24 protein-coding genes and 1 riboswitch are annotated in these 26,312 nt (G+C 66.3%); of the genes, 11 read left to right on the plus strand and 13 right to left on the minus strand.

Annotated features, from left to right (window positions below; translation table 11 throughout):
* Positions 1-10: 10 nt before the first annotated feature.
* Positions 11-1,804: a phytase gene (locus BMY53_RS07840; protein WP_092945347.1), complete on the plus strand. Its 1,794-nt coding sequence runs from the start codon at positions 11-13 to the stop codon at positions 1,802-1,804.
* 61 nt (positions 1,805-1,865) lie between these two features.
* Here the strand turns inward: BMY53_RS07840 and BMY53_RS07845 are convergent, their stop codons facing one another.
* Positions 1,866-2,417, minus strand: a complete 552-nt coding sequence (locus tag BMY53_RS07845) for a diguanylate cyclase domain-containing protein (protein ID WP_092945348.1) — start codon at positions 2,415-2,417, stop codon at positions 1,866-1,868.
* A gap of 299 nt (positions 2,418-2,716) precedes the next feature.
* Here BMY53_RS07845 and BMY53_RS07850 point away from each other — a divergent pair, with 299 nt between their 5' ends.
* The 3 genes from BMY53_RS07850 (at position 2,717) to BMY53_RS07860 (ending at position 6,598) form a co-directional block, all read left to right on the plus strand.
* A complete protein-coding gene (locus BMY53_RS07850) occupies positions 2,717-3,271 on the plus strand; it encodes an ECF-type sigma factor (RefSeq protein ID WP_092945349.1) in 555 nt (184 codons plus the stop codon).
* 145 nt (positions 3,272-3,416) lie between these two features.
* Positions 3,417-6,173 carry a serine/threonine-protein kinase gene (locus tag BMY53_RS07855; RefSeq protein WP_092945350.1) on the plus strand — a complete coding sequence of 919 codons (2,757 nt, stop codon included), beginning with the start codon at positions 3,417-3,419 and terminating at the stop codon, positions 6,171-6,173.
* Between the two features lie 11 nt (positions 6,174-6,184).
* Entirely contained in the window at positions 6,185-6,598 is a 414-nt protein-coding gene (locus tag BMY53_RS07860) for a hypothetical protein (protein ID WP_092945351.1), read from the plus strand.
* Positions 6,599-6,744: 146 nt separating this feature from the next.
* Here BMY53_RS07860 and BMY53_RS07865 read toward each other — a convergent pair whose 3' ends face one another.
* Positions 6,745-7,305, minus strand: a complete 561-nt coding sequence (locus BMY53_RS07865; RefSeq protein ID WP_143073986.1) for a hypothetical protein — start codon at positions 7,303-7,305, stop codon at positions 6,745-6,747.
* 152 nt (positions 7,306-7,457) lie between these two features.
* Here BMY53_RS07865 and BMY53_RS07870 point away from each other — a divergent pair, with 152 nt between their 5' ends.
* Positions 7,458-7,973: a hypothetical protein gene (locus BMY53_RS07870; RefSeq protein ID WP_092945354.1), complete on the plus strand. Its 516-nt coding sequence runs from the start codon at positions 7,458-7,460 to the stop codon at positions 7,971-7,973.
* 124 nt (positions 7,974-8,097) lie between these two features.
* Complete coding sequence (locus BMY53_RS07875; protein WP_092945355.1) at positions 8,098-10,074, plus strand: RDD family protein; 1,977 nt, start codon at positions 8,098-8,100, stop codon at positions 10,072-10,074.
* 169 nt (positions 10,075-10,243) lie between these two features.
* Here the strand turns inward: BMY53_RS07875 and BMY53_RS07880 are convergent, their stop codons facing one another.
* Complete coding sequence (locus BMY53_RS07880; protein WP_092945356.1) at positions 10,244-10,729, minus strand: tellurite resistance TerB family protein; 486 nt, start codon at positions 10,727-10,729, stop codon at positions 10,244-10,246.
* Positions 10,730-10,849: 120 nt separating this feature from the next.
* Between BMY53_RS07880 and BMY53_RS07885 the strand changes: the two genes are divergently transcribed.
* Positions 10,850-11,485, plus strand: coding sequence for a helix-turn-helix domain-containing protein (locus tag BMY53_RS07885; protein WP_092945357.1), 636 nt, complete (start codon positions 10,850-10,852; stop codon positions 11,483-11,485).
* Between the two features lie 127 nt (positions 11,486-11,612).
* Positions 11,613-11,924: a hypothetical protein gene (locus BMY53_RS07890; protein ID WP_143073987.1), complete on the plus strand. Its 312-nt coding sequence runs from the start codon at positions 11,613-11,615 to the stop codon at positions 11,922-11,924.
* A gap of 72 nt (positions 11,925-11,996) precedes the next feature.
* Here the strand turns inward: BMY53_RS07890 and BMY53_RS07895 are convergent, their stop codons facing one another.
* From BMY53_RS07895 to glpD, 7 genes are all read right to left on the minus strand, one after another.
* On the minus strand, positions 11,997-13,709 hold the full coding sequence (locus BMY53_RS07895; RefSeq protein ID WP_404947864.1) for an ABC transporter substrate-binding protein: 1,713 nt from the start codon (positions 13,707-13,709) through the stop codon (positions 11,997-11,999).
* A 134-nt stretch (positions 13,710-13,843) separates the two neighbouring features.
* A complete protein-coding gene (locus BMY53_RS07900; protein WP_092945360.1) occupies positions 13,844-14,152 on the minus strand; it encodes a DUF2160 domain-containing protein in 309 nt (102 codons plus the stop codon).
* Positions 14,153-14,197: 45 nt separating this feature from the next.
* Positions 14,198-15,010 carry a carbohydrate ABC transporter permease gene (locus tag BMY53_RS07905; protein ID WP_092945361.1) on the minus strand — a complete coding sequence of 271 codons (813 nt, stop codon included), beginning with the start codon at positions 15,008-15,010 and terminating at the stop codon, positions 14,198-14,200.
* 60 nt (positions 15,011-15,070) lie between these two features.
* A complete protein-coding gene (locus BMY53_RS07910; RefSeq protein WP_092945363.1) occupies positions 15,071-15,952 on the minus strand; it encodes a carbohydrate ABC transporter permease in 882 nt (293 codons plus the stop codon).
* Positions 15,949-17,064: an ABC transporter ATP-binding protein gene (locus BMY53_RS07915; RefSeq protein ID WP_092945365.1), complete on the minus strand. Its 1,116-nt coding sequence runs from the start codon at positions 17,062-17,064 to the stop codon at positions 15,949-15,951. Before BMY53_RS07915 ends, BMY53_RS07910 begins: the two co-directional genes overlap by 4 nt.
* The gene (locus tag BMY53_RS07920) at positions 17,064-18,134 is read right to left on the minus strand and encodes an ABC transporter ATP-binding protein (protein ID WP_092945367.1); all 1,071 of its coding nucleotides are present in this window, start codon (positions 18,132-18,134) and stop codon (positions 17,064-17,066) included. Before BMY53_RS07920 ends, BMY53_RS07915 begins: the two co-directional genes overlap by 1 nt.
* A complete protein-coding gene (gene glpD / locus BMY53_RS07925; RefSeq protein WP_255370109.1) occupies positions 18,125-19,735 on the minus strand; it encodes a glycerol-3-phosphate dehydrogenase in 1,611 nt (536 codons plus the stop codon). The genes BMY53_RS07920 and glpD overlap by 10 nt, the downstream gene beginning before the upstream one ends.
* A gap of 246 nt (positions 19,736-19,981) precedes the next feature.
* On the opposite strand from glpD, the gene BMY53_RS07930 reads away from it, so the two are divergent.
* Positions 19,982-20,746, plus strand: coding sequence for a DeoR/GlpR family DNA-binding transcription regulator (locus BMY53_RS07930; RefSeq protein WP_092945369.1), 765 nt, complete (start codon positions 19,982-19,984; stop codon positions 20,744-20,746).
* A 51-nt stretch (positions 20,747-20,797) separates the two neighbouring features.
* Positions 20,798-22,291, plus strand: a complete 1,494-nt coding sequence (gene glpK / locus BMY53_RS07935) for a glycerol kinase GlpK (protein ID WP_092945370.1) — start codon at positions 20,798-20,800, stop codon at positions 22,289-22,291.
* A 21-nt stretch (positions 22,292-22,312) separates the two neighbouring features.
* Here glpK and BMY53_RS07940 read toward each other — a convergent pair whose 3' ends face one another.
* The 3 genes from BMY53_RS07940 to BMY53_RS07950 form a co-directional block, all read right to left on the minus strand.
* Entirely contained in the window at positions 22,313-22,891 is a 579-nt protein-coding gene (locus BMY53_RS07940; protein ID WP_092945371.1) for a TMEM165/GDT1 family protein, read from the minus strand.
* Positions 22,892-22,893: 2 nt separating this feature from the next.
* Positions 22,894-23,090, minus strand: a riboswitch (yybP-ykoY riboswitch).
* Positions 23,070-24,485, minus strand: coding sequence for a M16 family metallopeptidase (locus tag BMY53_RS07945; protein WP_092945372.1), 1,416 nt, complete (start codon positions 24,483-24,485; stop codon positions 23,070-23,072). (Overlaps the previous riboswitch by 21 nt.)
* The gene (locus BMY53_RS07950; protein WP_092945373.1) at positions 24,482-25,783 is read right to left on the minus strand and encodes a M16 family metallopeptidase; all 1,302 of its coding nucleotides are present in this window, start codon (positions 25,781-25,783) and stop codon (positions 24,482-24,484) included. The genes BMY53_RS07945 and BMY53_RS07950 overlap by 4 nt, the downstream gene beginning before the upstream one ends.
* Positions 25,784-25,922: 139 nt before the next feature.
* Between BMY53_RS07950 and BMY53_RS07955 the strand changes: the two genes are divergently transcribed.
* Positions 25,923-26,306 (plus strand): VOC family protein, encoded by a 384-nt coding sequence (locus tag BMY53_RS07955; protein WP_092945374.1) that lies wholly within the window; start codon positions 25,923-25,925, stop codon positions 26,304-26,306.
* The last annotated feature ends 6 nt before the right edge of the window (positions 26,307-26,312 follow it).

The following is a 26,312-nucleotide window of genomic DNA, read 5'->3' on the forward strand; positions in this document are numbered from 1 at the left end:
GGAGCGCCCCGTGAGCAAGACAGTGACGTACAACCGCTTCGCAGTGGGGCTGGCGGCGACAGCAGCGGCAGCGGCGGCAACAGCTGTGCTGATGGCGTTCCCCGGCGTTGCAGCGGCGGACACGCTGGAGCTGGCCAGGTCCGGCCTGCGGTTGGTGGCCGCGCCATCCGGTGCGAAGAGCCTGGTGGCCAGCGAAGGAGCCGGCGAGGTGGCCGGCAAAATGACAGGCATGGCGAGGGGCGACAGCCCGGGCGAGATCAAGGCCGAGCTGCCGATGCGCGCCAAGCGCTGGGACCAGCGCCGCCTGCCAGACGGCCGCACCGTGGCACTGGTGCAGGACGCCGACTCCGGTGCGCTCCGGCTGATCGAGGCCCGGAACGGAACTTTGCTGGAGCGCCGCCAATGGGAAGGCCCTGCCTTCAACGTGGAGGCACTCTGCCTGTATCTGCCGGCGGACCAACCGCTGCTGCAGGTCTTCCTGCTGGGCGACGACGGCATGGGGGAGCAATGGCTGCTGGACGACGAGGCAGGCTCGGGTCGGTCCGCCTCCCGCGGTTCCAGCGGTTCCACCGGTGCCACGTCCAGCGCCTCCCTGCCGGCGTCGCCGGTGATGCGTCACCTGGCCACCGCGCCCGATGCCAAGGGCTGCGCCGTGCGCGACGACGAGGCCCGCCTGTACGTGGCGGAAGCCGGTGTGGGCCTGTGGGCGCAGAGCGCGGATGCGGAGCGTCATGAGCGGCAACTGGTGGCATCGGGCCTGGCGCCTGCGGACCTGCCGCACTGGCTGGCGACCCACGCGCCGACACCGCGGCCCTCCATCCCCGTGGCGGTACCGAGTGCCCAGACCGTTCAAGTCCGTGGCGGCGGCGATGCGGCGGATGATCCCGCGATCTGGGTGAACACGCGCCAGCCGTCGGCCAGCCGCATCCTGGGCACCGACAAGAAACTCGGGCTGGCGGTCTACGACCTGCAGGGGCGCGAGACCCAGTTCCTGCCGGTGGGCCGTGTCAACAACGTGGATCTGCGCCAAGGGCTGCGTTATGAGCGCAGGGATTGGGACTTGGCGGTGGCCTCACAACGGGACCGCCGCACGGTGGTGCTGTTCCAGGTGAATGCGCAGGGCCACGTCAGCCCGGTGGCTGAGCTGCCGACGGGGCTGGAGGACGTCTACGGGATCTGCAGCGGCCGCAATGCGTCGGGTGGCCTGGATGTCTTCGTCAACGACAAGGACGGCCGCGTGGTGCAACTGCGGGTGACGAAGGACGCCAGCCGCTGGCAGGGCCGGCAGGTCGGGCAGTTCAAACTGGACACCCAACCCGAAGGTTGTGTGGTGGACGAAGCCGGGCAGCAACTCTTCATCGGCGAGGAGAAGCGCGGCATCTGGCGGGTGGCGCTGGAGGCCGATGGCCGCATGGGCGCGGCGAGCTTCATCCTGCCCGTGGGTGAGCTGCTGGCAGCCGATGTGGAGGGCATGGCCGTGCACCGCAGTGCCGGCGGCGCCTGGCTGGTGGTGTCCTCCCAGGGGAATGACAGCTTTGTGATGCTGAGCGCCGAGGCGCCGTATGCGGTGAAGGGACGTTTCCGCGTGGGGCTGAATGCCAGGTTCGGCATCGACGCCGTGTCGGAGACCGATGGCCTGGACGTGACATCCGCCAATCTCGGTGGTGTCTATGGCGAAGGGCTGCTGGTGGTGCAGGACGGGCACAAGCGCTGGCCCAGCGGGCGGCAGAACTTCAAGCTGGTGCCCTGGGGCGAAGTGATGCGGACGCTTGAGCGGGCTCCCGCCATTGCGGGTGTTCAATAGAGACCTGGTGGCGTCACGCAGCCCCATGCAAGGGTGTCGAGCGCCGAGGGATCGTGCCCTTTCAGCCCTCGGCCCGCACGCGCAGGTCGTCCCGCGCGCTCTGCGCGAGATCGGCGCCCTTGGTGCCGCCGTCCGGGAAGGCGGCGGCGCCGATCTGCAGGCGCACATGCATGATCATGCCCTCACCCACGCCGTAGGAGCCCCCCAGCGCCTGATGCAGGCGCTGGCGCACCAGCTCTGCTTCGGGCGCGCCGGCGTCATTGAGCAGCACGGCAAAGCTGCCTTCGCCCACCTGCAGCACCGCATCGGTGCCGCGCACGCGGCTGCGCAGGCGGCGCCCGACGGCCGTCATCAGGCTGGCTTGCGCGTCATACACGCCCTCAGGATCTGCGGCTTCCTCCACGGGCTCCGCTTCCAGCCACATCACGGCCAGCTTGCCGCCATAACGGCGGCACTGCGTCAGTTGGCGGGTGATCATCAACCCGAACTCACCCACTGAATCCACACGTGGAATGGTGAGTGCTGGTGCATGGCGCGGTGGCCTGGCGATAGTGGGTTCCTGCGTGCCCCCGGCGGCCGATGCGGCCGTGGCAGTGGAACTGGACGAGTTCATTTCGAACGACTCCGGACCGGGTACCTCGAGCCCCTGCGTACCACGCCCTCTACGCGACACACAGGGTGAGGGCACGACCTGCGTAAATTTGCAGCCCGTGTCATGCCGGCCTCCCTTGCCACATGTCCAAGCCGTGCCCTCATCTGTAAAAACGGGAACGGCGACGGCAACCCGACATCTGGTCGCATCTTTTCTTCTAGGTAGAAACCCGCAATTCGCTGCTCAGCTGTGCGGCTGGGGCGTGCAGCTCCCCCGAACAGATGTAACCAGCTCATACAAGGCCGGTAGAGTGCAGATATATGAGTGACATCACCCAACTCCTGCAGGCCGCCGGGCAAGGCGACCGCCAGGCCGCCGACCAGGTGGTCTCGCAGTTGTATGGGGAACTGCAACGGCTGGCGCGCCAGCGGATGCGGCTCTCGGGCGGGGTGACCCTGCTGGACACCACGGCGCTGGTGCATGAGGCGTGGTTGCGGCTGGCGGGTGCGCAGGCCAAGAGTTTTCCGGACCGCCGGCATTTCCTGGCCTATGCCGCACGGGTGATGCGCAACGTCGTGATCGACGTGGTGCGCGCCCGACACGCCGAACGGCGCGGCGGGGACCAAGCGGAGCTGACGCTCAACACGGCCGTCATTGAGCTGGGTCCCCAGTCGGACGAGAACATTCTGCGCATCCATGAAGCGCTGGATGAACTGGCAGACGTGGAACCCCGTCTGGCTCAGGTGGTGGAGATGCGCTACTTTGGCGGCTTGCTGGAACAGGAAATCGCCGAAGCCCTGGGCGTGACGGAACGCACGGTGCAGCGGGATTGGCAGAAGGCCCGCCTCTTCCTGTCCATCAGCCTGAAAGGCTGAGGCCGGCACACTCAGTACCCTCTGCATCACGCCCGCCGCGAGGAGTGGCGGAGGTTTCCAAAGCTCGACATCACAGGCCCGACAGAGGTCTGATTTTCTCAATGGCGCCGAAGATGGCGCCCCACAAGACGCCACCACGACGCCCATGGACGCCCTGGACAAAGAACGCTGGATTGCACTGAGCCCCTTGCTGGATCAATTGCTGGACCGGGACGAGGAGGACCGGCAGCGATGGCTGGCCCAACTGCGCGCCCATGACGCGGCCACGGCCGATGAACTGGAGGCCTTGCTGGCACAAGACCTGGCCCTGAGCCAGCAGGGATTCATGGGGCGTCCGGCGGCCGAGCAATTGGGGGCGGCGGCGGAACCCACCCCGCCGGAGCCGCAGACGCCCGACCTCAAGGGGCAGTCGATCGGCCCTTACGAGCTGGAGCGCGAGCTGGGCCAGGGCGGCATGGGCGCGGTCTGGCTGGGCCGGCGGGCAGACGGCCGCTTCCAGGGTGAGGTGGCCATCAAGTTCCTGAAGGCCGGCTTGTTCGGCAAGGGGGATAACGGCCGGTTTGCGCGGGAAGGCCAGATCCTGGGGCGGCTCTCCCACCCGCACATTGCGCGGCTGCTGGATGCCGGGGTACACCAGGGCCATCAGCCGTATCTGGTGCTGGAGTATGTGAACGGGCTGCCGATCGACCGGTATTGCCACATCCACGGGTTGGACATCGAGGCGCGGATCCGTCTCTTCCTGGATGTGCTGGCGGCGGTGGCGCATGCGCATCAGCGGCTCATCCTGCATCGGGACCTGAAACCGAGCAACATCCTGGTGACGGCCGAAGGCGAGGTGAAGCTGCTGGACTTCGGCATTGCCAAGCTGATGGACGATGCCACGCAGCCCGCAGCGGCCACCGAACTGACGCAGATGGCCGGCAGCGCGTTCACGCCGCAGTACGCAGCGCCCGAGCAGATCCAGCAGGGGGACGTGACGACAGCGACCGATGTCTATGCCTTGGGCGTGCTGCTGTACCAGCTGCTGGGGGGGCGCCATCCGACCGCCGACGACACGCAGACGCACCTGGACCGGCTGAAGGCGGTGGTGGAGCTGGTGCCCAAACGGCTGTCCGAAGTGGCGGGGGGGCAGTTGGACCCGGTCATTGCCAGGCAGGCGAAGCTGCTGAAGGGGGATCTGGACACGATTGTCGGCAAGGCGCTGAAGAAGGCGCCAACCTCCCGGTATGCCAATGCCGACCAATTTGCGGATGATCTGCGGCGCTGGCTGGCCCATGAACCGATCGGTGCACGGCCGGACACCCGTCTCTACGTCCTGGGTCGATTTGTGCGCCGTCACCGTCTTGCAGTCAGCATCGGGGGCTTGGCTGTGCTTAGCCTTGTCGGACTGACGACATTCAGCGTGCTGCAAGCCCATCGCGCAGCCAAAGCCGAACAGCAGGCACTGCAGCGCCGTCAACAGGCCGATGACCTGCTGAGCTTCATGCTGGGGGAACTGGCTGACAAGCTCCGGCCCATCGGCCGCCTGGAATTGCTCGACAGCGTCGGTGCAAAAGCCCTGGCTTACATGTCCGAGGGCAGTGACATTGCCGCACCCGAGCGACTGCAGAGAGCCAAGGCTTTGACAGTGTTGGGTGAGGTTCGCGTTTCGAAAAGAGACCTTGAGAACGCGCTCGCCCCCCTGCAGGCGGCCGCACGCCTGATCGATGGCGCGCCGCCGAATCAAGCGCTTCGCGACGATTGGTACAAGGCTCAGGGAACAGCAGCCTTCTGGGAAGGTCATGCCTATTGGTCCATGAGACGGTACGACCTGGCAACGACGTCATTGGATCGATATCGAACCGCAAGTCAGGCATGGCTGGATGCCGTTCCAACCAGCAAGGAAGCACTCACGGAACTCTCCTATGCACAGAATAGTCTCGGTACTCTCCGAATGGAGGTTTCGGATCTGCGCGGTGCAGCGGAGCGGTTCACGGCATCTATTGAGCTGAAACGCAAAGTGCTTGACGCACAGGACGGCCCTGGTGATCCCGCAGTACGGATCGAATTGGCAGACAGCCTCAGTTGGCTGGGGAGCATCCTGCTTTGGGAAGGCGCCCTCGACCAGTCGTCCGCAGTTTTCAAGCAGGCCGTTGAGGTCGTTTCGCAGGTGCGCAAAGGGGCGCCAGGAAATAACCAATGGGCCTACCGCGAGGCGGTATTGCACCGATGGATGGGCGTCGTTGCAAGAAGCCGTGGTGAACTTGAAGCCGCCAAGCTTGAGTTCGAGAGTGCGGTGAGTCTGCTGGCTACTCTCAAGAACCAAGACCCAAGCAACCTGAACTGGCAGATGAATCTGCTGCATGCCGAGTCGCTACTGCTCGACGTTGAGGGAAGAAGTCTTTCACCTGATCAACGTCTGGCTCGATGGCGCTTGCTAAAAGAGCGCTCCGACGAAATCGCGCGCCACACGGGAGCGGGTGCGCAACGCCGTCGTCTTGAGCATCAGGGGTGGATCATTGTCGGGTTGGCTTCCGCATTGGCGGACACCAACAATGCCGTTGAAGCCATCGACTTGTTGGAGCAACTTGCACAACAACTGCGTACTGAACTCAATGAGCAGTCCGCGGATACGCGCTTGATAAGCGGACTGGCCGAGGTAGTCGGCAAAGAGATATCACTCCTGGGCAATGACAGGCTTCCGACTTCGATGGAAAAACGTCAGCAGATTTGTGGAGATTTAGTTGACAGAATCGGAAAAATAGATGGGCTCATAGGGGTTCATCTGCGGATTACATCGTCGTGGGTTCAGGCCCAATCTTGCCTGGGAGCGGGAGATCGAGCGGACGTGCGCCGTATGGCCGAATGGGTAGCGTCGCGCGATGCAGCGTTGACTCCATTGCCCCGAGCAACCACGAGATAAAAGGAAAAATCATGTCGGCAACTTTCTATGTCAGCGCCACAGTCGGACCTGATGGCAACTTCGCGAACTGCAGCTACTACTCTGACAAGGACGGAAACTTCCCGCTTCCTGGCTCAGCGTTCAGCATCCCCAAGGACTCTGGCGCATGTGTCTTCGAAGAGACGACCAACTCGCCACTCGCACTCATTGGCGCAACGTTCAGCAATCTCGGCGGCACGCCAGTGATGAACAGCGGGAATTTCTGTCCAGCCAACGCAAGCAAGGCCATTGAGTTCACGATGCCGACGGCATACGTCTCGACCAAGGGCGTCGTATTGCTCTTCTCGAATCGAGACGTGGTGGACAACATCTACCCGAGCAGCGACCCGCAAATCACCAACGACGCTGCGAGTCCGCCCACCCAGGGGGCGGTCGCCACCGCCTGAGGCAGTATCCGCCTCGCGTTGGGGACATGGCGGTCCCCGCTCGTCGTCTCCATCAGTGCGAGGCCGCCGAGTGCGGCCTCGTGTCATTGCCCACGGGCAACGCCTTCTCTCCAGAGCTGAGGCGCGCGAAGAATGGTTGAATGGTGTCAGCGTGCGGGCGCGGCCGAGGGAGCTGATACAACCCCGCGGGCGTCTGAGGACGGTGCCAACATGGGCAGAGCCTCTGCTGCCATGGCCCGCCCCAGCAGCTCGGAGTCCACGCGGTCCAACGCACTCCCCCGCAGCGGAAACTCGCGCTGCAGCGTATAGGCGACCGCTCCGATCCTCGGATGCGAGCCCGCTGCCTGCGGCCCCGCGATCCCCATCACCGGATAAAGACGCAACCGCGCAATCACCACGCCCGCTGCCGGATCCGCAAACAGCGCCGTCTCCAGCACCCGGGTGCAGCCCAGCCGCTTCACCTCGGCCATCAGCCGCTTGAGGTTGGCCGGCACATCGGTCGCCGCCACCGGCAGCACCATGTTGGCCACGTCCTGCCCGGCGGCCACCAGCGGCTCCCGCACCGCAAGATTGAAGCGCCCATTGGCGGTGTCCCAGTACTGGTTGCGCTCGGGTTGATCGGGGTCGTAGTTGCGCCCCTGGCCAAAGACCAGCACGCAGGCCGGTGCGGCCGTCCCGGCCAGCAACGCCAGGGCTGTGACGGCCAAGGCACGCCACGGCCGGGCTCCCTGGCAGCCCGGCACCGTGCCGACATTGCAATGCCTCCACATGGCGGTGCATTGTGCGCCCGGACATGGCAGCAGGTCTTTGCCAGGCAACGCACAATCCGCCAAACAGAGGACACAACAAGGAGCAACCCATGCGTGAGCTGGGAGCGGTGATGGGCGGCGCTCTGTTGGCAGCCGTCATGACAGTGGGCCTGGCCGGCTGCGCCACCCCACTGAAGGATGAACGCCTGCGCCCCGGCGTCAGCACGGGCGCCGACATGGTCCAGTATTACGGCCAGCCCAGCCGCGTCTGGCCCGAGGCTGATGGCGGACGCACACTCGAATATGCAACCCAACCCTTCGGCCAGACCTGCTACATGGTCCGGCTGGACGCGCAGGACCACTTCGTCAGCAGCATCGACGCCCTGGCCCCGGCCCAGCGCGAACGCGTCCAGCCCGGCATGACCCCCGACCAGGTCACCCGCCTGCTGGGGCGAGACCGCAGCCGGGTGTTCTTCAGCAACAGCGGCGAAGACGTCTGGGACTGGAACGTGCCGCCCGACATGAACGGCTATCTGTTGCGTTTCAACGTCCATTTCAAGGACGGCGTGGTGCTGCGCACCAGCTACAGCGTGGTCTACCCGGACAAGCGTTTCCTCTGGGATTGAACCCCGCCCCTCCCCCCTCGGTTGTCGCGCCCGTGTGACGAATTGAGCGCTTCTTCCCCCACAGGCGGGATCGAAGCGCCACCGGGGTTCACTACACTCCCCCTGTTCGAGGGGGAAGAAACCAATGTTGAATCATTCCGCGGCCCCGGCTACGCGTGCGTTAGCCATGGCCATTGACGGGCTGCTTTGGGCTACTGGCAGCGCCGTGCTGATGTGGATCGTCTATGGCGACCCCGTCAGCCGCTGGGATGACATGCGCCCGGGGACACTGGCCATCAACTGGCTGCTGCCCTTGCTGGTCTGTGTGTTCTTCTGGACCTGGCAAGGCGCCACCCCCGGCAAGCTGATCGCCGGGGTCAAGGTCGTGGATGCCCAGAGCGGCGGCAAGCCGACGCCGGTGCAGGCGCTGCTGCGCTGGTTCGGTTATCTGATCTCCACCCTGCCCCTGTTCGCCGGCTTCTGGTGGGCCAAGCTGGACCCGCATGGCCGCACCTGGCATGACCGTCTTTCTGGCACTGCCGTGGAACGCAGCCGTCCGCTGCCGGCCAGCGGCCGTGGCCTGCTGGCAGACTACGTGAGCACGCACTGGCATGGCGAGCAAAGCCTGGCGCAGAGTTTCTGGATCAACAACCTGCTGCTCGCCTTCCCGTTGATGGGTGCCCTGACCGGCCTGATGAGCTGGATCGGGATGAAGGGCGACGCCTTGCAGGCCGGCAGCATCGCCATGCTGATCGGCTGGCCGTTGATGCTGGCGGTGGACACCTGGTGCGTGGTGGGAGGCTGGCGCTCGGTGCGCGGCTACCTGGATGCCAACGGTTCCCTGCTGTGGGCCTTTTTGGCCCGCGTGATCATGTTCCTGGGCGCGGTTCAGATCCTGGCGTCCCTGGCGATCGGCTTCATTCCGCAGGTGCCGGAGTTCTGGAAGATGGCGCGCGGTATCGACCCGATCGGCCAGGCGGTGATGACCGTCAGCGAGGACGGGCACACGCTGCACTTCCAGGGGCCCATCGGCATGGGTGACGCCCGCCGCATGGGCAAGCTGCTGGAGGGTGCCCCCGCGGTGAAGTCGTTCGAGCTGGCCTCCCCCGGCGGCCGGCTGGCCGAGGCGGAAGACATGGTGGTGCTGATGCGCAAGCGCGGCGCCAACGTCCGTGCGGTGGGCGACTGCCAAAGCGCCTGCACGCTGCTCTTCCTGGCCGGCGTCCAGCGCCAGTTGATGCCGGGTGCGCAACTGGGGTTCCACCGCGCGTCCACGGGGACCTTCAACGCCGCCTTTGACGAAATCGCCAACCAGCACCTGGCCGAGACCTATCGCAAGATGGAGCTGCCGGAAGACTTCATCCAGCGCACGTTGAAGACCTCGTCGCGCAGCATGTGGTACCCCAGCCCGGACGACCTGTTGCGCCACCAGCTGATCCAGGAGCCCCCCAAGACGCTGGACGTTGCCTTGCCGGACGGGCCCAAGCCGGGCGAACCGGCGCCGTTGGCGGAATACGTGGCGGCATTCAAGTCCAACCCGGTCTGGTACCACCTCAATGAACGCTTCCCGGGCGCGCTAAACCGAGCGGCCACCCAGATGCGCAACGCCCGTCAGGCGCTGGCCGGCTCGGAACAGGAAGCTGACGGTGCGCAGATGGCGGCCCAGATGGCGATCACCGCCGAGGTGAAGGAACTGGTGCTGTCCGGCTCGGCCGAATCCCGCCGCCGTTATCTGCAGGTGGTGCGTGGCCAGATGCGCGCGATGCAGGCCCTGGGCGCCGACACCTGCCAGGCCTGGCTGGCCGGCTCACCGGCCACGCGCCGCCTGATGCCGGCGGATGTGATGGCCTGGGAGACCAGTTGGCTGGCCAACGCGGCACAGGAGGATGCACCGTCCCGTACCCGGGCGGGTGAAGCCTCGCGCCTGGAGCTGGAGGTGGTGCACCGCACCCTGGGGCCACAGGCGCCGGGGCTGCTGTCCCATCTCTGGTCGGCGGACGCAACTGGTGACACCACGGGCGTGGTGACCTGCGAACGGGCCACCCAGTTGCTGGACCAGATCCAGCGCCTGAAGGTGGCCCCGCGCGAGCTGGCTGAACGGGTGGTGTTCCAGACACGCTGAGTCGCGATAGTCCTGGGCTGGGCGGGCGCGCAGGCGCGGAGCCTTCAGCCGTGCCGGCCCCATGCCCACTTCATGCCGGTTTTATGCCTGTTTGGCGCCGGCTAAGTGCGGCCGAGAGCTGGTTTTGCTCCGACTCGATTCCGCTCGCCTTAGCTTGCTTCAGCTTGCTTCAGCTTGCCTCGGGCCCCAGGCCTGCAGCTTCCCGGGCGCGCAGGCGCGCATGGACGTAAGCACCGTGCGGGATATGCAGCAGGTCCGCGATGCGCCACATCACGTGGCGCTCGTGGTCGCTGAGCCGTCCGTCGGCATACGCCACGCCCCACATCAATTCGATCATCCGCAGTTTGCGCGGCATGTCCCAGCAGGCGTCCACGCGCGAGGTGAACGCAAACAGATCGACGGCTTCACGGGCGGCGACCTCGGCCAGCTCCGTCAACCGGTCCGCCTCGTCGGGCGCCAGGGCGAACTTCTCCACCAATGCGTGCCGTACGGCGCTGCGCTCCGCGTCCGAAATGCTGGCATCGGCCCGCATCACTTCCACCAGCAGCACCGCCGTGGCGAGCTGCATCGCATGGTCATCGCCACAGCCCTGCACACCCGCCACCGCCTCGGGTGACAGCAAGCTGTCGAACAAATCCTTGAGGGTTTTCAGCATGGCGGAATGTTGACATAGGCGCAGCCGGCCTCAAGACTTCGGCACCTTTTGACGATTTTGATGAGTTTGGCGATTTTGGCGATTTGCTCTAGACTGGTCTCGTTTGCCCGGGAGAGATAGATGACCACGCTGACCCACGCCGCATTGCCGCCTCCGCTCGAACGCCAGTTCCTCGAAGGAATTCATTTCGCCCTGGATGAATTCGCAAAGGGTCTGGTGGCCAAGTTGACGCAGCTCGTGAGCGAGCAACTGACAGGTACCAAGCAGTCCTCGACCCAATCGCGACAAGCCCTTGAAAACGCAGTGGCCGCAGAAATGCCGGCCATGCTTGAGCAGGAGTTCATGAGCCGCTTCCTCAGCAATGAAACGTCTGCTCGTCAACATCGGGCTGTGCTGGTGCACTTGTTGTCCGCGGCAGAGGTGCAGGCTGTGGTGGGCGCAGACCTGGTGGCGATGTCACCTGCCAAGGCGGCGAAGCCGCCCGGGGTGGAGGAAGAGCTCACCAGCGAGGCCGCCGCCAAGTTGCTGCACGTATCGCGTACCCATTTGAATTCGCTGGCCGACTCAGGCGCTCTTGGGCCGATCAGGCGCACGGAGGGCGGACATCGCCGCATCATGAGGCCTCATCTTCTGGACTACCTGGCCGAATCCCAGCGCCGGCAGGCCGAGGGGGTGGAAGACATGATGGCTGCCACCGAGAAGTTGGGGCTCTACGACGACGAAGCCGCGTCGGTTCCCAAGCGCCCCAGGCGTTAGCGACGTACATGTCAGAGATGTCGCCCGTGGCTCCGCCTAACGCTCCGCGCGTCGCTAGGACCGTCACGTCGCCGCAGCGGCCTTCAGACTAGCGACTGAAGACGGGGCCGATAGACCCGTTGCGCTTGTGACCAAAAACCTCAAGGACTTTCCGTCAGGGGCATTCAGCACCACATCCATCCGCCGCCTGGAACCTGGGCCTTATCTCGACATGCTGTATTCGGAAGAGCCGACCGCCGTTTGTGCAGTGCCCAATACGTGTAGGGAAAAGCTCAAACGGCCTCCTGCGGACCAGGAGCACTATGTGGCCATCCTGATGAGCCACCATTGCATAGATCTTGCGCAGGCCCTCTCCAAAGTCTGGCAGGTCGCCTGCCCCAAGGTGGCGCAGAACGGGTCGCTCTACTACGCTGCCGACGAGACCAGGACCGCAGCCTAAGCAGCCCCAGCACGGAAAAAAGCCGCGTGGCCAGCAGGCGCACGCGGCTTTGAGGGAGCGGCTGCTACGGGCTCAGCGCACGCGGCCTTCCTTCCAGGCACTGATCAGCTTGTCGTAAGCGATGGTCTCGCCCTTGGGCTTCTCGTTGGCCAGCTTGGCCCACGGTGCACCCTTGTCGGAGAGCCACTTCTTCGGGTCTTCCTTCTTGTTGAGCTTGGGCGCGCACTTGGCCATGCCGGCACGCTCCAGGCGGGCCATCACCGCGTCCATCTCGTCAGCCAGCGTGTCCATGGCGGCTTGCGGTGTCTTCTCACCGGTCACGGCCTGGGCCACGTTCTTCCACCAGAGCTGCGCCAGCTTCGGATAGTCGGGCACGTTGTTGCCGGTCGGCGTCCACGCCACCCGCGCCGGGCTGCGGTAGAACTCGATCAGGCCACCGTACTTGTTGGCGTTCTTGGTGAAGTAGTCGCTGCGGATGTCGCTGTCGCGGATGAAGGTCAGACCCTGGATGCTCTTCTTCAGGCTGACCGTCTTGGCCGTCACAAACTGCGCATACAGCCAGGCCGCCGCCGTGCGGTTGGGGTCCTGGCCAGCGAAGAAGGTCCAGCTGCCCACGTCCTGGTAGCCGTTCTGCATCCCCGCCTTCCAGTACGGCCCATTCGGGCCAGGCGCCATGCGCCACTTGGGCGAACCATCCGCATTGACCACCGGCAGGCCCGGCTTGGTCATGTCAGCCGTGAAGGCGGTGTACCAGAAGATCTGCTGCGCGATCTGGCCCTGCGCCGGCACCGGACCGGATTCACCGAAGGTCATGCCCGTGGCTTCCTTGGGCGCGTACTTCTTCATCCAGTCCACGTACTTGGTCAGCGCATACACCGCCGCTGGCGAGTTGGTGGCGCCACCGCGGGCCACCGACGCCCCCACCGGCGTGCACTTGTCGTCCGCCACGCGGATGCCCCATTCGTCCACCGGCATGCCGTTGGGAATGCCTTTGTCCGCCGCTCCAGCCATCGACAGCCACGCATCGGTGAAACGCCAGCCCAGCGACGGATCCTTCTTGCCGTAGTCCATGTGGCCGTAGATCGGCTTGCCGTCGATGGTCTTCACGTCGTTGGTGAAGAACTCGGCGATGTCCTCATAGGCGCTCCAGTTCAGCGGCACGCCCAGGTCGTAGCCGTACTTGGCCTTGAACTTGTCCTGCAGGTCCTTGCGGGCGAACAGGTCGGCACGGAACCAGTACAGGTTGGCGAACTGCTGGTCCGGCAGCTGATAAAGCTTGCCGTCCGGCGCCGTGGTGAAGCTGGTGCCGATGAAGTCCTTCACATCCAGCCCGGGATTGGTGAACTCCTTGCCCGCACCGGCCATGTAGTCGGTGAGGTTCATGATCTTGCCGTAGCGGTAGTGCGTACCGATCAGGTCGGAGTCGGAGATCCAGCCGTCATAGATGCTCTTGCCGGACTGCATGGAGGTCTGCAGTTTCTCGACCACGTCGCCTTCCTGGATCAGGTCGTGCTTGACCGTGATGCCGGTGATCTCGGTGAAGGCCTTGGCCAGCACCTTGCTTTCGTACTCATGGGTGGTGAGCGTCTCCGACACCACCGAGATCTCCTTCACCCCCTTGGCCTGCAACTTCTTGGCGGCCTCGATGAACCATTTCAGCTCTTCGAGCTGCTTGTCCTTCGCGAGCGTGGACGGCTGGAATTCGCTGTCCACCCATTTCTTGGCTTCGGCTTCGCCGGCCCAGGCACTATGAACCCCCAGCGCCAGCAGCGCTGCCAGGGTCAGCGCCGAATACTTGCTTTTTTGCACGCTTGTCTCCTCTGTCCTTGATCATCCCCCGATGAGGATTGATTCGCGGCTCCGGGGGAGCAGGAGCCGAATCCCGAACTACACGTCCATGCACCGCTGCGGCGCCGCAGTCACCCCTTGCGCAGGATCACCGCCAGCACCAGCATCGACACCACCAGGCTGATCCACACCGTGGGCTCGGCCTCCAGCTGGAACCAGCCCATCATCTTCTCGCCCAGCCCGACAAAGGCCAGGTTCAAATAAGCCGCCACCAGCAACCCGATGAAGAGCCGGTCACCCCGCGTGGTGCGCAGCGGCAACCAGCCCTTGCGCAAGGTGGTTGGCGACTTGATCTCCCAGACCGTCATGCCCACCAGCATCAGCACCACGCAGCAGAAGAAGACGGCGACCGGCACCGTCCATACCATCCAGTCAAACATACCAGCATCCTTTCTCCGGGCGCCTGCGCGCCCCCTGCGGGCCCATCACACCCGACCCATCGCAAAGCCTTTGGCGATGTAGTGGCGCACAAACCAGATCACGATGGCCCCCGGCACGATGGTCAAGGTGCCGGCGGCCGCCAGGGTCGCCCAGTCCATGCCGGAGGCACTGACCGTGCGCGTCATCGTCGCCACGATGGGCTTGGCATTCACGCTGGTCAGCGTGCGCGCCAGCAGCAATTCCACCCACGAGAACATGAAGCAGAAGAACGCCGCCACGCCCACACCGGCCTTGATGAGCGGCACAAATACCGTCAGGAAGAAACGCGGGAAGCTGTAGCCGTCGATGTAGGCGGTCTCGTCGATCTCGCGCGGGATGCCGCTCATGAACCCTTCCAGGATCCACACCGCCAACGGCACGTTGAACAGCAGGTGCGCCAGTGCCACGGCCAGGTGGGTGTCCATCAGGCCCAGCGTCGTGTAGAGCTGGAAGAAGGGCAGCAGGAACACCGCGGGCGGGGTCATGCGGTTGGTCAGCAGCCAGAAGAACACATGCTTGTCGCCCAGGAAGCTGTAGCGGCTGAACGCATAAGCGGCCGGCAGCGCCACGGTGATGGAGATCACCGTGTTGATGGCCACGTAGATCAGGCTGTTGATGTAGCCGCTGTACCAGGCCGGGTCGGTGAAGATGGTCCGGTAGCTGTTCAGCGTGAATGCCTTGGGCCACAGGCTGAAGCTGGACAAGATCTCATCGTTGGTCCGGAAGCTCATGTTGACCATCCAGTAGATGGGCAGCAAGGCAAACAACAGATAGAGGATCAGGAACAGCGTTCTCTTCTTGAAGCGGCGCTCATCCATGATGAACCTTTCGCTGGACCGCCCCAGCGGGCAGCAGTGAACCCAGTGCGTGTAAGCACGTCATTGCGCGGCCTCCGTCTGCTCAGCCTGGCCGAGTGACTGCATCCAGTTGTAGAGGATGAAGCACAGCAGCAGGATGATGAGGAAATAGATCAGCGAGAACGCTGCCGCCGGGCCGAGGTCAAACTGCCCCACGGCCTTCTGCGTCAGGTACTGGCTAAGGAAGGTGGTGGCATTGCCGGGGCCGCCGCCGGTGAGCACGAAGGGCTCGGTGTAGATCATGAAGCTGTCCATGAAGCGCAGCAGCACCGCAATCATCAACACACCCCGCATCTTGGGCAGCTGGATGTAGCGAAACACCGCCAGCTTACTGGCGCCGTCGATGCGGGCCGCCTGATAGTAGGCGTCCGGGATCGAGCGCAGGCCCGCAAAACACAGCAGCGCCACCAGGGGCGTCCAGTGCCACACATCCATCACCAGCACGGTCAGCCAGGCATCGGTGGCGTTGCCGGTGTAGCTGTAGTCGATGCCCAGGGCCTGCAGGCCGGCGCCCAGCAGGCCGATATCGGCACGGCCATAGATCTGCCAGATGGTGCCCACCACGTTCCAGGGAATGAGCAGCGACAGGGCCACCAGCACCAGCACCAGGGACGCCTTCCAGCCCTGCGCGGGCATGGACAGCGCCAGCGCAATGCCCAGCGGGATCTGCACCAGCAGCACCGCGAACGAGAAACCGAGCTGACGCAGCAGGGCACCGTGCAGCTCCTCGTCACGCATCACCGAGGCAAACCACTCGACACCAACGAACACGCGCCGTTCCGGCGAGATGATGTCCTGCACCGAATAGTTCACCACCGTCATCAGCGGCAGGATGGCCGAGAAGGCCACGCAGATGATGACCGGGAGCACCAGGAACCAGGCTTTCTGATTGACCGGCTTCATGGCGTGGTCTCCTTGCTGGACGAGATCAACTGGTCGTCCGCACCGTAATAGCAGGTGTGCGGGTTCAGCACCCGCAGGCCGATGTGTTCACCCACGGCCGGGGGCTGGGCATGGGCCGGCAACCGGGCCTTCATGCTCTGCTCACCCAGCGTGGCCGTCAGCAGCCAGTAGGTGCCCAGGTCCTGCAGCTGGGTGACGGTGGCGTCCAGCACACCGTCCGCGCCCGGCTGCGCCAGGGCCAGGTATTCCGGCCGCACGCCCAGGGTGAAATCACGCACCTGCGCCAGCAGCTGGTGCGGTGTGCCGTCGGGCACCCGTACCGACTGTCCGGCCACTTCCAGTACGCCTTCGGGATGGAGTCGCCCCGGCAGGAAGTTCATGCCCGGCGAACCAATGAAGTGCCCCACGAAGCGATGCTGCGGTTGCTCGAACAGCGCGGCCGCGCTGCCCACCTGCACCGCACGGCCACGGGTCATCACCACGATCTGGTCAGCGAAGGTGAGGGCCTCCACCTGGTCGTGGGTGACATAGATCAGCGTCAGCTTCAGCTCGTGATGAATCTGCTTGAGCTTGCGGCGCAGTTGCCATTTCAGGTGGGGATCGATGACGGTCAGGGGCTCGTCAAAGAGTACCGCCGAGACGTCCTCCCGCACCAGGCCGCGGCCCAGCGAGATCTTCTGCTTGGCATCCGCCGACAGCCCCGCCGCACGTTGCTGCAGTTGGCCGTTGAGTTCCAGCATCTCCGCGATCCGGCCCACACGGGCGCGGATCTTCTCCGCCGCCACGCCGCGGTTGCGCAGCGGGAAGGCAAGGTTTTCCTCCACCGTCATCGTGTCGTAGATGACGGGGAACTGGAACACCTGCGCGATGTTGCGCGCCTGCGGCGTCAGGCTGGTCACATCCTGGCCGTCGAAGCTCACGGTGCCTTGCGAAGGCTTGAGCAGGCCGGAGATGATGTTGAGCATGGTGGTCTTGCCACAGCCCGAGGGGCCGAGCAGCGCGTAGGCGCCGCCGTCCTCGAAACTCATGCGCAAGGGCAGCAGTGCGTAGTCGTCGTCGCTGCGGGGGTCGGCACGATAGGCATGCGCCAGGTCCAGGTCGATGCGTGCCATCAGCGGCCTCCCCGCCGCTCGGGCGCTCGTGTGAGCAGGCCGGCAGCATCAAACACATGCACCTGCGAGGCTTGCAGGTAGAGGGTGAGCGGCGCGCCCAGCCCGAAGTCATGCACCCCGGTGAGCTGGGCCACCAGGTCGCCCACTTCGCTGCGCACATGCACGAAGGTGTCGCTGCCCGAGATCTCCGCCAGTTCCACCTGGCCCTTCAAGGCCACGTCGCCCGGCTGCTCCGCCACACGCAGCGCGTTGGCGCGCACGCCCACGGTCACCGCACCCTGCCCGCTCAGCATGAGATCCAGGCCCGGCTTGAGCTGCAGGCGATCGCCCAGGCCCTGGGCCAAGAGCAGGTTCATCGGCGGGTCGCTGAAAGCCCGCGCCACGCGCAGGGACGCCGGTCGGTGAAAGACCTCCGCGGTCGGCCCGTATTGCAGCAGCTCACCGGCATCCATGACGGCGGTGTAGCCCCCCAGCATCAGCGCTTCGGCAGGCTCGGTGGTGGCATAGATGACGGTGGCATCCCCCGCGGCGAACAGCTGCGTGAGCTCGTCCCGCAATTCTTCGCGCAGCTTGTAGTCCAGGTTGACCAGGGGTTCGTCCAGCAGCATCAGCGGCGCCTGCTTGGCCAGGGCGCGCGCCAGCGCCACGCGTTGCTGCTGGCCGCCGGAGAGCTGCGCGGGCAGCTTGTCCAGGTGCATCTCGATGTGCAGCTTGCGGGCGAGTTGATCCACCCGGTCGCGCACACCCGCACGGTCCAGTTTGCCCCGCAGCTTGAGCGGCGAGGCAATGTTGTCCCGCACCGTCATCGACGGATAGTTGATGAACTGCTGATAGACCATGGCCACGTCACGCTGGCGGACCGGCCAGCCGGTCACGTCGGTGCCATCGACCTGGATCTGGCCTTCGGTCGGGCGGTCCAGGCCCGCCATCAACCGCATCAGCGTGGTCTTGCCGGCCTGCGTGGCACCCAGCAGCACGGTGACCGCGCCCGGGGCCGGACGCAGGTCCAGCGGATATAGATAGTGCTGTGCCCCTACACGGTGGCTCACACCGTGAAGGCTCAGCTCCATGACCTGTCTCTTTGCATGTGGTTGTTGTCGGGGAAGGAAGGGGGGAAAGGGGGGGAAGACGGCGAGGAAGGGGCATCCGAGGCCAACTGCTGGAACCAGTTCGCCACGGCGGCGCGTTGCGCCTCGGTGTAGTGCAGCCCCAGCTTGGAGCGGCGCCACAGGACATCGTCCGCACTGCGGGCCCATTCTTCGCGGACCAGGTAGCGCAGTTCGGCCTCGTGCAGGCCGGGGGCAATTTCCGGACCGAGGTCCTGCAGCTTTTCCGCCCCCCCGAGCACGCGCCCTACCCGGCCACCATAGGCGCGGGCCAGGCGGCGGGCCAGTGCTGGCGGCAGCCAGCCATGGCGCTGGCCCAGCGCGGTGAGCAGCCGCTCGAAGTCGGTGTCGGGGCGCTGGGGGGCGCCGATCCATTCGCTCAGGTCGCCGCCAGGCAGGTGGGCTTTTTCCGTCCAGGCCGGGCGGCGTTCATTCAGCAGGTCCCCCACCAGATCGGCCGCATCTTCGGCCAGCTTGCGGAAGGTCGTGATCTTGCCGCCCCACACGCTCAGCAGCGGCGCACCGCCTGCGGCATGGGTTTCCAGCAGATAGTCCCGGGTGACGGCGGAGGGGTCGCCCGAGGCATCGTCCAGCAGCGGGCGCACACCGGCGTAGGTCCACAACACATCCGATGGCGTCACCGGCTTGTCGAAGTAGCGGCTGGCCTGCTCGCACAGGTAGGCGATCTCCTGCTCATTGATCGAGGCCTTGCCAAAGCCGGCCAGTGCGTCGGCCGGCAGCTCCACATCGGTGGTGCCGATGAGGGTGAACTCGTTCTCGTAGGGGATCGCGAAGATGATGCGCTTGTCAGGGTTCTGGAAGATGTAGGCGTGGTCGTGCTGGAACACGCGCTTCACCACGATGTGGCTGCCCTTCACCAGGCGCAGGCTCTTGGTGGCCAGGGCCTCCGTGCCAGCAGCCTGCGCATGCTCCCGCAGGAAGCTCTCCGCCCACGGGCCGGCGGCATTGACCAGCGCACGTGCACGCACGCGCCACTCGCCCTGCGGGCCGCGCAGCGTGGCGATCCAGTGGTCGGCATGGCGGCGCGCGGCCACCACGGTGGTGCGGGTATGCAGGCTGGCGCCCTTGTCCCGCGCATCCATCGCGTTGAGCAACACCAGCCGGGCGTCATCCACCCAGCCATCGGAATACACAAAACCCCGGCTGTACTGCGCCTTGAGCGGCTGCCCCAATGGAGACTGCCGAAGGTTCACCCCGGTGGAGCCGGGCAGCACCTCGCGGCGCGCCAGGTGGTCGTACAGGAACAGGCCGATGCGGATCATCCACGCCGGCCGCATGGCCGCATCGTGCGGCATGACAAAACGCAGCGGCCACATGATGTGCGGGGCGCTGCGCAGCAGCACCTCGCGCTCCTGCAGCGCCTTGCGCACCAGCGAGAACTCGTAGTACTCCAGGTAGCGCAGGCCGCCGTGGATCAGCTTGGTGGACGAGGACGAGGTGTGCGCCGCGAAGTCCGAGGCCTCGGCCAGCACCACGGAGAAGCCGCGGCCCGCCAGGTCCCGGGCGATGCCGGCGCCATTGATGCCGCCGCCCACCACCAGCACGTCGCAGGACGTCGGGGGGGTGGCGGCCTCGGCCCATGCGGCGGCGGTGCCAGCGGTGCCAGCGGGGCTGGCGGGGTCCACAGGGCCAGCGGGGTTCACGGTGCCAACGGTCACAGCGTCTCCTGGCGCACCCTTGTCGGGGTCGCGCTTGTGTTCTTCTTTTTTCTTTTTAGCGCGCTTTGCCGCGTTTCTGACCAGGGATAACCCGGTACTGTGTTCGTTTTGGTTCGCTTTAGTCTGCGCGCCATGAATCCGAATCCCCGCCAGAACGATCTGCTGCAGGAGGTGCGCGCCCGTGGCTCGGTGAGCGTCGAGGCGCTGGCCGAGCGCTTTGGCGTCACCCTGCAAACCGTGCGGCGCGATGTGCAGCGCCTGGCCGAAGCCGGCCTGGTGGCGCGTTTTCACGGCGGTGTGCGGGTGCCCTCCTCCACCACGGAGAACATCGCCTACCGCCAGCGCCAGGCCATGCAGGCCGATGGCAAGGCGCGCATCGCACGGGCCATTGCGGCGCGCATTCCTGCCGGCTGCTCGCTGATCCTGAACCTGGGCACCACCACGGAGGCCGTGGCCCATGCGCTGCTCAACCACAAGGGCTTGCGGGTCATCACCAACAACCTGAACGTGGCGACCATCCTCAGCGACAACTCCGATTGCGAGCTGGTGATGGTGGGCGGCACCGTGCGCCATCGGGACCGTGGCGTGGTGGGTGAAGCGGCGGTGGACTTCATCCGGCAGTTCAAGGTGGACATTGGCCTGATCGGCATCTCCGGCATCGAATCCGATGGCAGCCTGCGAGACTTCGACTACCGTGAAGTGATGGTGGCCAGGGCCATCGTGGAGCATTCGCGCGAGGTGTGGGTGGCGGCGGACGCGAGCAAGTTCAACCGGCCCGCGATGGCCGAGGTGGCCCGTTTGCCCCAGATCGACGCGCTGTTCACCGATGCACCGCCACCCGCGCCCTTTGCCGCGCTGATGACCGATGCCGGCGTGGAGCTTGTGGTGGCAGATTGAGCGTCAGCCCGGCGGGCTGGGCCTTCAAAAAGAAATAAGCGAGACAAAGCCATGACCTATTTGCTGGCCCTGGACCAGGGCACATCGAGTTCGCGGTCCATCGTCTTCGATGCGCAGGGGCGCATCGTGGCGATGGCTCAGCGTGAGTTCCGGCAGATCTATCCGCAGCCGGGCTGGGTGGAGCATGACGCGCATGAGATCTGGGACAGCCAGCTCGCCACGGCCCACGAAGTGATGAAGAAAGCCGGGCTGAAGGCGACCGACCTGAAGGCCCTGGGCATCACCAACCAGCGCGAGACCACGCTGGTGTGGAACCGCAAGACCGGCCAGCCGATCTATCACGCCATCGTCTGGCAGGACCGCCGAGCCGAGCCGCAGTGCGCCGCCTTGCGCGAGCACGGCCACACGGCGCTGGTGCAGCGCAAGACCGGCCTGGTCATTGACGCGTATTTCTCCGGCACCAAGCTGCAATGGATCCTGGACCATGTGCCGCACGCCCGCGAGCAGGCGGAGCGCGGCGAGCTGGCCTTCGGCACCATCGACAGCTGGCTGATCTGGAAGCTCACGCACGGCGAGGTGCATGTCACCGACGTGAGCAATGCAGCCCGCACCATGCTGTTCAATGTTCACGAAAACCGTTGGGACGATGAACTGCTGCGCCTGCTGCGCATCCCGCGCTCGGTGCTGCCGGAAGTGCACCCCTCGGCCCATGAATTCGGCACGGCCGCCGCCGATCATCTCGGCGCGCCGGTGCTGATCGGCGGCATCGCTGGCGATCAGCAGAGCGCCCTCTTCGGCCAGGCCTGCTTTGACGCGGGCATGGCGAAGAACACCTACGGCACCGGTTGCTTCATGCTGATGCACACCGGTGAGCGGTTCCAGACCAGCGGCAACGGCCTCATCACCACCAGCGCGGCCCAGCCCTCCCCCCAGCCGCAGTTCGCGCTGGAAGGCAGCGTGTTCATCGGTGGTGCGGTGGTGCAGTGGCTGCGTGATGGCCTCAATGCCATCAAGGCCAGTGGTGAGGTCCAGGGCCTGGCGGAGAGCGTGCCGGATGCGGGCGGGGTGATGTTCGTGCCTGCCTTCACCGGCCTGGGGGCCCCCTACTGGGATGCCGAGGCGCGCGGCGCCATCGTGGGCCTGACGCGCGGCTCCACGGTGGCCCACATTGCGCGGGCGGCCCTGGAAAGCATTGCCTTCCAGAGTGCGGCCCTGCTGCAGTCCATGAGCCGGGACGCGGTCGCGGCCGGCGGCTCGCCGGTGAGCGAGCTGCGCGTGGACGGCGGCGCCTGCGTCAACAACCTGCTGATGCAGTTCCAGGCCGACCTGCTCGGCATCCCGGTGGTGCGGCCCCGCGTCATCGAGACCACCGCCCTGGGTGCGGCCTACCTGGCCGGCCTGACCGCCGGTGTGTATGGCGGTGTGGGCGACATCCGCAAGAACTGGCAGGCCGAACGCACCTTCCTGCCCACCATGTCGCGCGACCGCGCGGACCAGCTCATGACTGACTGGGAGCGGGCGGTACGGCAAGCCTGCACGCGCTGAGCCCGCCGCTCAGGCGTTGATTCAGACGCCGAGGGCTTCGCCCGCGCCCAGCAGGGTGGCCACACCCAGCACCGCAAAGATCACCGCCGCAATGCCGTGAACGATGCGCACCGGCAGCTTGTGGGCGAGCTTGTCACCCACCAGCACCGCCGGCACGTTGGCGATCATCATGCCGAAGGTGGTGCCGGCCACGACCGGCCAGAGGTCGTTGAAGCGGGCCGCCAGCGCCACCGTGGCGATCTGGGTCTTGTCGCCCATCTCGGCCAGGAAGAAGGCCACGATGGTGGTGCCCAGCACGCCGAGCTTGAAGCGTCCGCCCGTCTCCTCGTCGTCGATCTTGTCGGGGATGAGCGTCCAGACGGCCATGGCGATGAAGCCCACGCCCAGCACCCAGCGCAGCACCTGCGGCGAGACCTGCGAGGTGATCCAGGCACCAATGGCACCGGCACACGCATGGTTCACCAGCGTGGCGATGAGGATACCCAGGATGATGGGCACGGGCCGGCGGAAGCGCGCGGCCAGGATGAAGGCCAGCAGTTGGGTTTTGTCGCCGATTTCAGCGAGGGCCACCAGGCCGGTGGAGATGAGGAAGGCTTCCATGGAACACTCAGCGGCCGAGACAACCCAATGACCATGCCACCGCCGGCCGCAAAAACCCGGAGTGCATGGTCAAAGGTCTCGCCAGGCTGGGAACCCGCAGGTTCCTGGCTACCGCACGCCATGAGCAACGATCTGCTCAAGTCTGTTGACGCGGGTCTGCTGAATGAGGGTGCAGCGGCTACTCCCCAATGACGCTGCGGATTGTAGCCACAGACAAGCCTGGCCACGCGCGCTGCAGCGTCTGCGGAGTGCCCGCTTCGCCCACCAGCAGCACCTGTGTGCGGGATTCACGCCAGCTGCTGCTCATCAGGAGCTGAAGCACCGGGGCGCTGACTGCACGCAGACGCTGCGGCCATTGCAGGGTGTCGTCCAGGTCCCCCTGGGCAATGGCCTGGGCCAGCAGTTCGTCCGGCGCGGTCTGCAGCTGCGTCTGCCATTCACCCAGCGCAAGCGCCTGCGCCATGGCCAGCTCCTCCGGGGTGACAGGTTCTGCGGCCAGACGGGGCAACTGCTCGCGCAACTGCGCCAGCACCTCGGGCACGGCCTCCGGCGGCAGGCTCAGCGACAGGCGCCAGCACACCTGCCCGCCCGGGGCTTCGATGTCGCTGCGCCACGGCCATGGCAGGTGCTCGCCCAGGCGCTGCTGCAGCAGATGACGGGCCAGCGCGCGCAGCGCCACCGGGGTGCTGCGTGGGACCGGCGTCTGCAAGACCAGCCGGCAGGCCAGCGCGCGCGGCAGTTGCAGCAGCCGCGCGGTGGACGCCGGCACGGCGGCGGCGGCCACTGCGGCATCGGCAGTCCGGGCCGTCAACGCTGCCGGCGCGGGCTTGGGCGTGCGCCAGCCTTCATAGAAGTCTTCCGCCAGTTCGCGGGCCGTCTCCAGCGTCAGGTCACCGCAGAACAGCAGTTGAGTCCGGTCTGGGCGCCAGAACAGGCGATGGAAGGCCTGCACCTCATCGCGCTTGAGCCGCTTCAGGCTTGCCGAGGTCTGCAACGGATATGCCGCGCCCCAGAACAGCCGGCGGCCGGCCCACGGCGCCAGTTGCTCCGCATCGGCCCGGCGCAGCAGCAAGGCGTCCTGGGCACGGCCACGCACGTGTTCCAACGCCTCGAAGGTCAGGGTCGGCGCCGTGACCAGGTCGGACAGCAGGCTGACCGCATCGTCGCAGGCATCCGGCGTGGCCTCCAGGGCCAGCTCGGCCGACAAGGGCGAGAGATCCAGCTGCAGGGGGCGGCCCAGCAGGTCCGAGGCGTAGGCGATGTCCGCCGAGTCCATCGTCTCCTTGCCGCGTGTGGCGCCTTGCGCCAACATGCTGAGTGCCACCTCGGCCAACCCTTCGCGGCCGGCCGGGTCCCTCAGCCAACCCGCGGACCCGATCAGCCGCAGCGCGGTACGGGGAGCGCCTGGGCGGGGCAGCACCAGCAGCCGCAGCCCATTGGGCAGACGGGCCTGCTGCAGCGTGAGCGCAGGCACGGCCGGCGCCGGGGAGGCCTCCGGCGGTTGTTCAAAACCGTCCTGCGCCATGGCGGGCAGCCCGGGCAGCGCGGTCGCCAGGCCGGCGCCCAGCATCAGATGTCGCCGCTTCAGGTTCATACCACCACTCCCGAAGCGCCGGAGGCGGGTGCAGGCGCGGTGCCCACGTCCGCCAGCAGGGTGAGCACCGGTGCACGCACCACCTGGCTGCGCCAGAGCTGCTGCACGTCACCGGCCCCCAGGCGGGTCCAGGCGGCCGCATCCTTGGCGGGTGCCTGGATGTCCCCGCGCACCGCCCACGCGGTGCCAAGGCTGCGTGCCAGGGTGTCGGCGCTCCACTCCAGCGCCTGCCACTCGCGCTTGAGCAAGGCCTTGGCCTTGTCCAGCTCTTCGACGCTGACCGGCTCGTCCGCGAGCCGGATCACTTCGTTCTGCAGGGCCAGGGCCAGCGGGGCGGCCGTCTGGCCGTGCGCCGCCAGGCCTTGCGCCACCAGCACGCCAGCCTGCTGGTGCTGGGCCAGGGTGAGGTTGAGGTGATGGGCCACGGCCAGCTCATCTACCAGGGTGTCGGTCAACCGGCCGGAGCGGCCACGGCCGAGCAGCGCATGGGCCAGTTGCCAGATGGGGGTGCTGGCATCGTCTGCACGGGGCACCTGCCAGACCAGGGCGGCGGCAGGCAGCGGGGCCTGCGGCAGCGCCAGCTTCACGGTCTGGCTCTGGGGACGACGGGTTTCCTTCACCTCCTTCAGTTCCATGGCGGTCGCCAGCGGCGCCCGGACAGAGCCGAAGTGATGGAGCACCCAGCGGGACAGCGTGGCTTCGTCCCAGGGGCCGGTGATGATCAGCAGGGCGCGGTCGCAGCGGAATCCGCCGGCATGAAAGGCGCGCACGGTCTCGATGTCCAGGTCCTTCAGCTGGTCCGGGTCCCCCAGGGTCCCGCGCTGATAGGGGTGGCTGAGGTAAGCATGGCGTGCAATAGCGGGCTCCAGCCGGCCATAGGGCTGGATCAGCGGCTGCCGGACTGCCTGCCGCACCTGGGCGCGGGCCCGGTCCAGCGTGTCAGGGTCCAGGCGGGGGTTGCTCATGCGTTCGGCCTCGGCCCACAGCACCCGCTCCAGGTGGTGGGCGGGCACCACGGTCTGCAGGGCGGCGAAGTCCTCGTCCACCTCCAGCGTGGTGCTGCCGCCAGCCTGGGCCACCATGCGGTGGAACTGGCCGGGCTCCAGATAACGGCTGGCGCCGGCCACCAGGCGCAGCGTGAGGTGGGTGAGGCCGGCCCGGCCGGTGGGGTCGTCCCGGGAACCGACGCGGTAGACCACCCGCACCGCGACATGCGGGCCGGGGGCCGTGCGCGCCACCCAGAGCAAGCCGTTCGGAAGGCGCTGTGGCTCGGCGTTGGCGAGGCTGGAACTGGACATGCCCTCAGCATAGCTGCCATTCCGGTGTCAGTAGCCGGGCGTCATCATCCGCACCACGGAGCGCCCCCGGGGGCTGGGACAGAAGCATGCCCTGCACCCACGCCCTCGCCTCTCATCACTCTGGAACAGGAACCCTGCCATGCAGTTCGCCTACACCATCGTCTACGTCGCCGACGTGGCCGCCTCGTTGGAATTCTTCGAGCAAGCCTTTGGCCTGCAGCGGCGCTTCCTGCATGAGTCCGGCGTCTACGGGGAGCTGGAGACGGGCGGCACCACCCTCTCCTTCGCCCGGCACGACATCGCCCGCGGCAACCTGGGCCACGAGTACCGACGCGCCTCGGATGGCGCGCCGCTGGGCATGGAGATCGGCCTGTCCACGCCGGACGTGCCGTCCGCCTACGCCCAGGCCCTGCAAGCCGGTGCGCAAGGCCTGACCCCGCCGGCCACCAAGCCTTGGGGCCAGGTGGTCGCCTATGTCAGGTGTCCGGATGGGACCTTGGTGGAGTTGTGCACCCCGATCTGAGGTGTG

Origin of the sequence: Roseateles sp. YR242 (genome assembly GCF_900109745.1) — a bacterium.
Taxonomy (GTDB): Bacteria; Pseudomonadota; Gammaproteobacteria; order Burkholderiales; family Burkholderiaceae_C; genus Roseateles.